This is a genomic window from Desulfovibrio sp. (assembly GCF_018379785.1).
Taxonomy (GTDB): domain Bacteria; phylum Desulfobacterota; class Desulfovibrionia; order Desulfovibrionales; family Desulfovibrionaceae; genus Desulfovibrio.
Genome location: NZ_JAGZUV010000012.1, coordinates 44,683 through 54,597 on the forward strand (window position 1 = coordinate 44,683; position 9,915 = coordinate 54,597).

A 9,915-nucleotide genomic window follows, 5' to 3' on the forward strand; every position below is an offset into this window, starting at 1 on the left:
GGGCTTCGGCTTTCCGGGCCGCGCTTCATTGCGCGCCGTGGATACGACGCCGTTCAGTCCGGCGCCCCGGCGCGGCCCAGGGGGAAAAAGCTCTCCACCGCCATGCAGAAGGCAATGCCGATGCCGGGCTCATTCAGACAGGGCGTCCGTCGGATGGCCTCAAGAATGTCCGGAGCCGCCGCCTGTTCCGCCAGAATAAGCAGCAATTCCTTTTCCGGCACAAGCGTGATGCCGAAAAATTTCACGTCCTCTTCCCGGCCCGTGCCGCGCGCGTTGATGACCGTGCCGCCCGTGGCCCCCGCCGTGCGCGCCGCGTTCATCACGTCGTCGGCATAGCCCGCGTTGACGATGACGCAGATCAGTTGATGGCTTGCCTGTGCGTTCATGCTTTCACCTGTTGCCGTATGGGAAGGTTGAGAGGCCGCGCCGGGCGCGGACAGAATATGCCGCAGAATGCCCGACACGTCGATCACGAAGGCCACGCCCGGCACTTTCCCGGCCATGTGGCTCCCGTCGCGCAGGCCGTTGATGATGGCGGGCATTTCCCCGGCCGGGGCCAGGGTGAGCACCAGGTCCTTTTCCGTATCGCCCAGGCAGAGCAGCCGCAGAATGCGGCTTTCCGCCGTGCCGCGTCCGAGCAGCACCGTGCCGCCGCGCGCGCCCGCCTTTTTGGCGGCCTCCACCACCCAATCGCCCTGATTCCTGCCCACAATGCTCACCAGGAGCTTGCCGGGCGCGTAGATCGTCGCCAACAGGCTCATGACCGCCCTTCCCCGGCGGCACGGGAAGCCGGTTCGCGCAAGGCGTTCCGGCGCCGGGCGGCCGCCTTTTCCCGGCGATCCACAAGAATGCCCAAAATCTGAATGGTGATCAGAGGCGTCATGGCGATCATGGCGATGACGCCGAACGCGTCGGTAATGGGGTTGCCGCCCAGGCTGTGGGAAGCTCCCAGGGTAAAGGCCAGAATGAAGGTGGACGCCATGGGTCCGGAGGCCACGCCGCCCGAGTCGAAGGCAATGGCCGTGAACATGCGCGGGCAGAACAGGGTCAGGCCCAGCGCCAGCACATAGCCGGAGATCAGGAACCACCAGATGCTCATGCCCGTCACCACCCGCAGCATGGCCATGCCCACGGCCGCCGCCACGCCGATGCACAGCGAAACCAGCATGACCGTGCGCTTGATATGCCCGCCGGAGACTTCCTCCACCTGGGCGTTGAGCACCCAGACGGCGGGCTCGGCGCAGACGGCCAGCGCCCCCAGGACCACGCCCGCCAGAATCAGGAAATAACGGAAGTCATGCTGGGCCAGAATCCCCCCCAGCTCCCGCCCGGCCGGAATAAAGCCGCCCTTGACTCCCACAAAAAAGCAGACCAGGCCCAGAAAAGTATAGACCAGGCCCACGGCCATGCGGATGGTCTGGTAACGCGTGAGGCGCAGCAGAAACATCCTGAAGATCACGAACAGCCCCACCAGCGGCCCCAGAGCCATGCCCACCTCTCCGGCCACTTCCGGCACCAGGGCCAGAAAATGCCCCAGCAGGGTGGAAGCCTGCGCCTCAATGACTTCAGGCACGTCGCCGGTGCGGCCGTGGTGCAGCATGCCCAGAATCAGCACGGAAAGCACCGGCCCGATGGAGGCCAGGCCGATGAGGCCGAAGCTGTCGTCCTTGCCGCGTCCCCCGCGCACGGCGGCCACGCCCACGCCCAGCGCCATGATGAAGGGCACGGTCATGGGCCCGGTGGTGGCGCCGCCCGCGTCAAAGGCCACGCCGAGAAAGGCGGGGCTGGTCAGAGCCGCGCAGCCGAACAGCAGCAGGTAAAAAAGCAGCAGCAGCAACCGGAGCGATACCTGCAGGATGATCCGGCCCAGGGCGATGGCCACGAACAGGCCCACGCCCATGGCGATCATGAGCACCAGCAGGGGCCGGGACAGGCCGGGGTCCACGGCGCTCACCTGCTGGGCCAGCACGTGCACGTCCGGCTCGGCCACGGTGATGAAGAAGCCGATCACAAAACCCGCGCCCAGCAGGAGCGGCAGATTGCGGCGGGAAGTCAGGGCCGAACCCGCCTTCTGCCCCACGGGCAGCACGCCGATGTCCGCGCCCAGCAAAAAAACGCTCAAGCCGAGGATCAGCAGCACGCCGCCCACCAGAAATTCCGCCAGGGCGTCGCCCAGTGGGGCCGCCGTGAAGTGCAGCAGGCAGACCACCAGCATCACCGGAATGACGGAAATGGCCGACTCCTTGATTTTTTCCAGCAGAACCACGCGGACTCCCGATCCGTAAAAGCGTAATTATTCCCTATCCTACGATATAATGCACTACTAAACCGGATGCGGATAGTCAAGGCGGCCCGGCGGCGCGCAACGGCGGACGCATTGACAAATCCGGCCCTTGGGTTAGGGTCGGGCCTCATTAAAAACGCCCGCGCCGGGCGCTATCCCCAATTTCACGCACACAACTCGAGAGGAGCGCGTCCTGTGAAGATTCTTGTTACGCCCCGTTCCTTCGGCAAAAACAATCCCGAACTTTTCGACATCCTGCGCGACGCCGGGCTGGAAGTCATCCGCAACGACACGGGCGGCATCCTCTCCGAGGAAGCCGTCAAGGAGAAGCTGGCCCCGTGCGAGGGCGTCATCCTGGGCGTGGACCCCATGAACGCCTCGGTGCTGGCCGCCGCGCCCAAACTGCGGGCCATCGCCAAATACGGCGTGGGTCTGGACAATATTGATCTGGAGGCCTGCAAGGCGCGGGGCATCGCCGTCTCGCGCACTGTGGGGGCCAACAGCAACGCCGTGGCCGACTACGCCCTGACCCTGATGCTCACCGTGGCCCGCAAGGCGGCGCTCATCGACCGGCGCTGCCGGGAAAAGGACTGGAGCAAGATCACCGGCATCGACCTCTACGGCAAGACCCTGGGCATTGTGGGCCTGGGGGCCATCGGCAAATGCGTGGCCCGTCGGGCGCGCGGTTTCGACATGAAAATCCTGGCCCACGATATCGCCTGGGACGAAGCCTACGCCCAGGAGGCGGGCATTGAGCGCGCCGATGTGGACCGCATCTGCCGCGAGGCCGACTTCATCACCCTGCACACGCTGCTTACGGACGAAACCCGTAATCTGATCAATGCCCAACGCCTGGCCGCCATGAAAAAAACAGCCGTGCTGATCAATACGGCGCGCGGCGGCCTCATCGACGAGGACGCCCTGCTGGCCGCCCTGCGGGAAGGCCGTATCCACGGCGCGGGCCTGGATGTCTTTGAGCAGGAACCCCCGGCAAATCCGGCCTGGTACGCGCTGGACAATCTGGTCATGGGTTCGCACTGCTCCTCGTCCACGGCCGGGGCCACCGAACAGATGGGCCGGATGGCCGTGGCGAATCTGCTGCGTGATCTGGCTCTGCGCTGAGCGCGTTTTCCCGTTCATGCGGAAAGGGCCGGTTTTCCCGACAGGATGCGGGGGAACCGGCCTTCACTGTTTTCAGAGCGTTTGCTATTGAAAATATCCAAACGCTCTGCGCGGACTTTCCGCAGCCGTTACCATAAACAGCTTCGCCCGCCCTACCGTGCGCCGTCCTCCTGATCCCGCCTGAGGTGACGGTACAGCGTGGCCAGGCTGATGCCCATCTGGCGGGCCGCGGCTTTTTTGCCTTCCGTACTGCGGCCGTAACGGCGCAGCAGCGTTTCCAGTTGCGTCGCGTCAAAGGCAGGCTTCCGGCGGCGCACGACCCGCGCGCCGGGACATTCCGAAGCACCGACCAGGGCAAAGCGCGGCTCCAGCAGTTTTTTGGTGAGCCGACCGTCTTCGCTGAAGCAGATGCCGTACTCCACAAAATTTTTCAGTTCGCGCACATTGCCGGGCCATGCATAGGCCTCGAACTTCTTGAGCAGGCCGGAGGAGATTTCGTAACGGACCCCCCTCGCGGCACTGTAAGACTCGAGAAAAAACTCCACCAGAAGGCGTATGTCCCCCTGTCGTTCGCGCAAGGGCGGGACAATCAGCGGAATGACGTCCAGCCGGTAAAAAAGATCTTCGCGGAAACGCCCGGATTTGACCGCGTCGCGCAGGTTCCGGTTGCTGGCGGCGACTATCCGCACATCCAGCTGGCAGACCTGGCTGCCTCCCACACGGCGGATTTTATAATTCTGCAAGGTCCGCAACATCTTGGCCTGCAGGCTGGGCGGCATTTCGCCCGCCTCGTCCAGAAACAGGGTGCCGCCGTTGGCCTTTTCCAGCAGACCGGTCTGACCGGCGCTGTGAGCTCCGGAAAAAGCCCCGCCCTCGTAACCGAAAAGAATGCTTTCCGTCAGCGACTCGGGAATGGCCCCGCAGTTGATGGCCACGAACGCCTTCTGCTGACGCGGGCTTTGCATATGAATGGCTCGCGCCACCAGTTCCTTGCCCGTGCCGGACTCGCCCTGCACAAGGACGACGGCGTCCATGGCGGCGACTTTGCCGATCTGTTCGCGCAATCGGCAAATAGCCGGGCTTTGCCCCACCAACTGCATATTTCCGTTGACGAAAGACATGTCCGCCTTCTCCCGCTCGATTTTTATCATTCGCAATTTATATTGAGAAATTTTTTATTTTTTTAAATACTTTTATCTTAAAAAATCAATAGCTTTTTCAGAAATAAACTTTATTTAAGAAAAATGAGAATAAAATTTTAAAAAATGTGAAAAAAATCGCTTCACTGCCCATGGCCGTTATGCGCCGCTATCAAGAAAAAGACTTAAAAAATAGCATGTTATCTCTTGAGAACATTTTTGGCACAATATTTGATTATACACTGGACAGCATATGCTGCGGCTATGGTGTTTTTTCTTTATAGCAAAATACATAAAGCATGCTTGACTACTAGTCCTTATACAAGGAGAAGCCTGTATGGAGTGGAATAAAGAAGTCACACAGCGTGTTCGCGGCGCAATGCGCGACCGCGCCCGTGTAATGGCCTGCCTGTGCGGCGAACTGGAAAAGATTCTGCCTTCCGACAAGGCCGAAGCCGCTGCGAGAAAGGCCATCACCAGCTACGGCTGTATCCGTGCGGAACGCGACGGACACAAAATAACGCCCGACGAATGGGTGGACATCCACTACCGCGACATGGGCGGCGTTTTTGAAACGGAAATCACCAAGAACGACGAGTACAGCGAAATGCGCATGCATTACTGTCCCCTGCTGGAAGAGTGGAAAGCCATGGGACTTTCCCCTGAAAAGCAGGACCTGTATTGCGATATCGCCATGGAGCTGGACCGCAACCGCGCCGCCGAGCACGACATCCCGTGCGATATCGTCGAACGGCTCGGCAAGGGCGACAGCTTTTGCCGCGTCCGCTTGTGGAAAAAAGCCCGGCCCTAATCCGTCATGAGCCGGGGCCTCCGCCGGGAGGCCCCGGCAGAAAAAGAGCCTGAGACTTCCGGGGGAAGGAGACCATGAGAATCCATAAGGACGTCATTTCCGGGATCGTCATCCTGCTTTTCTGCGCCGTGGGCGCCCTGAGCACCAGCCAGCTGCCGCCCCCGTCCGCCGGGGAGTGGGCCGGTCCCTCCACCCTGCCCTATATCACGCTCGGCGCGACGACGCTATGCGGCATTCTTCTCGTCATAACGGGGATTGCGCGTCGTCATGCGGACAAGGCCTCGCGGTCGTTCAATCTCGACCCCAAAGTTCTCGCATTCTATGTGTTCTGGGTCTGCTACATGGCCGCCATGGTCTGGCTCGGCGACCTGATCAGCGGTCTGACCTGGCTCGGCATGCCCCATAACGGCGGGTTCATCGTTGCCACCCTGCTTTTCCTGCTTGTGGCCCTGCCCGTGCTCGGCAGGCGCAAGCCCATGGAAATCATCTGCGTCGCCGTGGGAACCACCGGCATTCTCGTGCTGGCCTTCGGCGGCTTTTTTCAAATTCTCTTGCCCTAACAGGAGACCGGCATAATGGATATCTTCGCGGGACTGCAACAGGCCCTGACGCCGGCGGCGCTTCTCGCCAACTGCTCGGGCGTGGCTCTGGGCATCATTTTCGGATCATTACCGGGCCTGACGGCGGCCATGGGCGTCGCGCTGCTCATACCGCTTTCTTTCGGCATGCCCACGGTGGAGGCCTTCTCCCTGCTGCTGGGCATGTATTGCGGCGCCATTTACGGAGGCTGCATCTCGGCCATTCTGGTGGGCACCCCCGGCACCGTGGCCGCCGCCGCGACCATCCTGGAAGGCCCCAAACTCACAGCAAAAGGGCAGTCGCTCAAAGCCCTGGACATGGCGACCTGGGCCTCCTTTCTCGGCGGCACCTTCAGCGGCGTCGCCCTGGTGACCTGCGCCCCGCTGCTGGCCATGGCGGCCATGCGCTTCGGCGCGCCCGAATACTTTGCCCTGGCCGTGTTCGCCCTTACGGTGGTCGCGACATTTTCTTCCGGCAACATTATCAAAGGCCTTGCGGCCGCCTTTTTCGGACTTTTTCTTTCCTCCATCGGCATTGACCAGGTTTCAGGGGATTTTCGGAATACCTTCAATATGCCGGACCTGTTCAGCGGCATTCCCCTGGTGCCGGCGCTGGTGGGCCTGTTTGCCGTGTCGCAGGTCATGCTTTCCCTAGAAGACGTCTTTCGCGGCCAGTTCGGCATAGTGAAATACGGCCGTCTTTCCAACAAGGGCCTGGCGCTCAAGGAGCTGCTGGTCCAGAAATTCAATCTGCTGCGTTCCTCGGTCATCGGCACGATCATCGGCATCATTCCGGCCACAGGAGCCAGCGCGGCCTGTTTCATCGCCTACAGCGAAGCCAAGCGGCACTCGGCCACGCCGGAAGCCTTCGGCACGGGCACCCTTGAGGGCATTGCCGCCACGGAAAGTTCCAACAACGCCGTCACGGGCGGGGCGCTCATTCCCATGATGGTTCTGGGAGTGCCGGGGGACGTGCTGACGGCCATTTTGCTGGGCGCGCTCATGATTCAGGGCCTGGCCCCCGGTCCGCTGCTGTTCAGCGAGCACAGCACGGTGGTCAGCGGCATTTTCGCGAGCTTCTTCGTGGCCCAGGCGGCCATGCTGGTCATCGGCCTGCTGGCCGTGCGCGTGGCGGGCAAAATAGTCCATGTGCCCACCCCCATTCTCATGCCCATTGTCCTGGTGCTCTGCGCCGTCGGCAGTTACGCCACCAACAATTCCAGCTTTGACCTGTGGATTATGGCCGGATTCGGCCTGCTCGGCTATTTGATGATCAAGGGGGGCTTTCCGCAGCCGCCCTTGCTGCTGGCGCTGATTCTGGGACCCATTGCCGAATCCAATTTCCGGCGCACGCTCTCTATCTCCCGCAACGATCTGAGTATTTTTGTAACCAGCCCCATTGCCTGCACCATCCTGGCCGTCAGCCTTCTGATCATCCTCAAGGCGGCCTGGGACGAACTGCGCCGCAAACCCGCCACACCGGCGGGATAGCCTGCAACCGTAAGGAGAACAAGCATGTTTGAGACAGTCAAAAGACGTTTGGCGACAGCCGCCGCTTGCCTGCTGGCCCTGTGCTGTATGGCCGCGCCCGCAACGGCGGAAACCTTTCCCGACCGCCCCATTACGCTGATCATGCCTTTCGGCGCGGGCAACGCCCCCGACACGCTGGCCCGCATCCTCGGCGAATACCTGCAAAACAAGCACGGCATCACCCTGCTGGTCACCAGCAAGGCCGGAGGCAGCGGCATTCCCGCCATGGTGGAGCTGTCGCGCGCCCGGCCCGACGGCTACACCATCAGCCTGACCTCGGCCAACGTGCTGACCGTGGTGCCGCAGGTCAAGCCGTGCGGCTTCACCTACGAGAGCTTCACCCCCATCGCGCAGATTTCCGAGTTCACCATGGGCTGGGGCGTGCTGCCCGCATCGGGCATCACCTCACTTGCCGACCTTATGGAAAAAGCCAAGGCCGCGCCTGACAAATACAGTCTCGGCAGCCCCGGCGCGCTCACGGCGCAGCGCTTTTTTCACATGCAGCTCATGAAGCATTTCCCCGGCTCCAACGTACCCTACGTCGCCTACAACGGCGGCGGCGAACTGGTGACGGCCCTGCTGGGCGGGCACATCAGCGTGGCCTATACGCCGGTGGCCAACTTCCTGCCGCACAAGGACGCCATCCGAGTCATCGCGGTTTCCAGCGCCAAACGCGACGCCTACTACCCGGATGCGCCCACCTTTGTGGAACAGGTGGACAAAAATCTGGTTTTCGACTCGGTATACGGCATCGTGGGACCCAGGCGCATTCCCGCCGACCGCGTGGAACGCCTCCAGGAATTGTTCAAGGAAGCCCTGGCCGATCCCGGCGTGCAGGCCAAACTGCAACAGGTCTATATCCGTCCCAGCTATTTGCCGGGCGCGGAATTCGGCAAGGTGCTCAAGCAGTACAGCGACTTCTTCGCCGCTCCGATCCGCCAGTACAAGGAAGAAAAAGGCGCTCAATAACCGCGCGGATGGCCTGCTCCGGCATCTCCGTTACAGGCGTCCGCTCTGAAAGGAAAAAACATGTATCGCGACCATCTCGTTTCTTTGCTCAAGCGTAACGTCAAACCGGCCCTGGGCTGCACGGAACCGGCGGCCATCGCCCTGGCCGTGTCGCGCGCCCGGGAGGAAAGCCGCGGGGACATCAGGGACGTCCGGGTGCGCCTGAGCGGCAACATCTTCAAAAACGCGCGCGGCGTGGGCATACCGGGAACCAGTGAATACGGCATAGAATTCGCCGTGGCTCTGGCCCTTGCCTGCGGCGACTGGCGCAAAGGCCTGGAAGTCTTCGCCGATGTGAACGGGGACGCCGTAAACCGGGCCCACGGGCTTCTGGATGCCGTTCCCATTCAGGTGGGCCTTTGCGACGCGGAGGAAAATTTCTTCATCGAAGCCGTGGTCACCGGCGCGCAGGGCACGGGCCGGGCCGTCATCATCGGGGGCCACACCAATATAGTTCTGGTGGAACGCGACGGAAAAACCGTGGAGGAAGCCGCCCCGGCCGCAACGGAGGACGGGAAGAAAAGCGCCGTCACGCCCATTCTCAAGGACATGACCATCCAGGAACTGCGGCAGGAGGTCGAGGCCCTGCCGCTGGAAGAGATCGCCTTCCTTATCGCCGGGGTGCCCATGAACTACCGCATGGCCCAGGCAGGTCTGGAACAGATGCCCGGCCTGGGCCTGGGCGCGGCTCTGCGCCGCCTGATGGACGAGGGCGTCATAGAGGAAAATATGGTCAACAAGGTCCGCATGTACGCGGCGGCGGCGGCGGACGCGCGCATGGCCGGGCTCAAAATGCCGGTCATGTCCAGCGCGGGCAGCGGCAATCACGGCATTACGGCCATTTTGCCGCCCTATATCGTCTGTCGCGAAAAGGATCTGGACGAAGAAAAGCTGATCCGCGCGCTGGCCCTGAGCCATCTGGTGACCATCGCCATCAAGGAGTTCTCGGGCCCCCTGTCCCCGGTGTGCGGCTGCGCCATTGCGGCCGGCGTCGGCGCGGCGGTTTCCGTGGCCTGGCTTCTCGGCTGCGACGACAGCCAACTGGCCGGGGTCATCAATTCCATGAGCGGCACCCTGGCCGGCATGCTCTGCGACGGAGCCAAGGGCGGCTGCGCTTTCAAACTGGCCACAGCGGCTTCCGAAGCCGTGCTCTGCGCCCTTCTGGCCAGCCAGAACATCCATATCGGCCACGGGCAGGGCATTGTCTCGATCCGCCCGGAAACGACCATCCAGAATCTCGGCACCATCAGCACGCAGGGCATGTGCTCGGTCGATAAAACGGTCATCAACGTCATGCTGGCCGACGCTCCGAGGGCCGCCGCCCTGTAGGCGTTCCGGACATGGCGGAAATCAAAACCACCCGCATAGCGGGTGGTTTGCTCCAGCCCTATAAGGGCTTGTTACCGGCCAGCGTCTAAAGGCGCCGGCTTTCACTTTGTTCAA

9 protein-coding genes are annotated in these 9,915 nt (G+C 62.2%); 6 read left to right on the forward strand and 3 right to left on the reverse strand.

Annotated features, from left to right (window positions below):
* Positions 1 to 53 precede the first annotated feature (53 nt).
* The gene (locus tag KH208_RS04110) at positions 54 to 761 is read right to left on the reverse strand and encodes a P-II family nitrogen regulator (RefSeq protein WP_291434070.1); all 708 of its coding nucleotides are present in this window, start codon (positions 759 to 761) and stop codon (positions 54 to 56) included.
* Entirely contained in the window at positions 758 to 2,266 is a 1,509-nt protein-coding gene (locus tag KH208_RS04115) for a DUF1538 domain-containing protein (RefSeq protein ID WP_291434071.1), read from the reverse strand. The genes KH208_RS04110 and KH208_RS04115 overlap by 4 nt, the downstream gene beginning before the upstream one ends.
* Before the next feature lie 213 nt (positions 2,267 to 2,479).
* On the opposite strand from KH208_RS04115, the gene KH208_RS04120 reads away from it, so the two are divergent.
* The gene (locus KH208_RS04120; RefSeq protein ID WP_291434072.1) at positions 2,480 to 3,406 is read left to right on the forward strand and encodes a phosphoglycerate dehydrogenase; all 927 of its coding nucleotides are present in this window, start codon (positions 2,480 to 2,482) and stop codon (positions 3,404 to 3,406) included.
* Between the two features lie 152 nt (positions 3,407 to 3,558).
* On the opposite strand, the gene KH208_RS04125 is transcribed toward KH208_RS04120, so the two are convergent.
* Positions 3,559 to 4,527: a sigma 54-interacting transcriptional regulator gene (locus tag KH208_RS04125; protein WP_291434073.1), complete on the reverse strand. Its 969-nt coding sequence runs from the start codon at positions 4,525 to 4,527 to the stop codon at positions 3,559 to 3,561.
* A gap of 355 nt (positions 4,528 to 4,882) precedes the next feature.
* Between KH208_RS04125 and KH208_RS04130 the strand changes: the two genes are divergently transcribed.
* The 5 genes from KH208_RS04130 (at position 4,883) to KH208_RS04150 (ending at position 9,801) form a co-directional block, all read left to right on the forward strand.
* A complete protein-coding gene (locus KH208_RS04130) occupies positions 4,883 to 5,356 on the forward strand; it encodes an L-2-amino-thiazoline-4-carboxylic acid hydrolase (protein ID WP_291434075.1) in 474 nt (157 codons plus the stop codon).
* Positions 5,357 to 5,430: 74 nt separating this feature from the next.
* The gene (locus tag KH208_RS04135) at positions 5,431 to 5,916 is read left to right on the forward strand and encodes a tripartite tricarboxylate transporter TctB family protein (RefSeq protein ID WP_291434077.1); all 486 of its coding nucleotides are present in this window, start codon (positions 5,431 to 5,433) and stop codon (positions 5,914 to 5,916) included.
* A gap of 15 nt (positions 5,917 to 5,931) precedes the next feature.
* Entirely contained in the window at positions 5,932 to 7,425 is a 1,494-nt protein-coding gene (locus KH208_RS04140) for a tripartite tricarboxylate transporter permease (protein WP_291434078.1), read from the forward strand.
* Between the two features lie 24 nt (positions 7,426 to 7,449).
* Positions 7,450 to 8,433 carry a tripartite tricarboxylate transporter substrate binding protein gene (locus KH208_RS04145; RefSeq protein ID WP_291434080.1) on the forward strand — a complete coding sequence of 328 codons (984 nt, stop codon included), beginning with the start codon at positions 7,450 to 7,452 and terminating at the stop codon, positions 8,431 to 8,433.
* A 60-nt stretch (positions 8,434 to 8,493) separates the two neighbouring features.
* On the forward strand, positions 8,494 to 9,801 hold the full coding sequence (locus tag KH208_RS04150) for a serine dehydratase subunit alpha family protein (RefSeq protein ID WP_291434082.1): 1,308 nt from the start codon (positions 8,494 to 8,496) through the stop codon (positions 9,799 to 9,801).
* Positions 9,802 to 9,915 lie beyond the last annotated feature (114 nt).

Coding starts and splice junctions, on each gene's coding strand:
- KH208_RS04110 (WP_291434070.1), bottom strand. CDS start 761: ATGAGCCTGTTGGCGACGATCTACGCGCCCGGCAAGCTCCTGGTGAGC.
- KH208_RS04125 (WP_291434073.1), bottom strand. CDS start 4,527: ATGTCTTTCGTCAACGGAAATATGCAGTTGGTGGGGCAAAGCCCGGCT.
- KH208_RS04130 (WP_291434075.1), top strand. CDS start 4,883: ATGGAGTGGAATAAAGAAGTCACACAGCGTGTTCGCGGCGCAATGCGC.
- KH208_RS04135 (WP_291434077.1), top strand. CDS start 5,431: ATGAGAATCCATAAGGACGTCATTTCCGGGATCGTCATCCTGCTTTTC.
- KH208_RS04140 (WP_291434078.1), top strand. CDS start 5,932: ATGGATATCTTCGCGGGACTGCAACAGGCCCTGACGCCGGCGGCGCTT.
- KH208_RS04145 (WP_291434080.1), top strand. CDS start 7,450: ATGTTTGAGACAGTCAAAAGACGTTTGGCGACAGCCGCCGCTTGCCTG.
- KH208_RS04150 (WP_291434082.1), top strand. CDS start 8,494: ATGTATCGCGACCATCTCGTTTCTTTGCTCAAGCGTAACGTCAAACCG.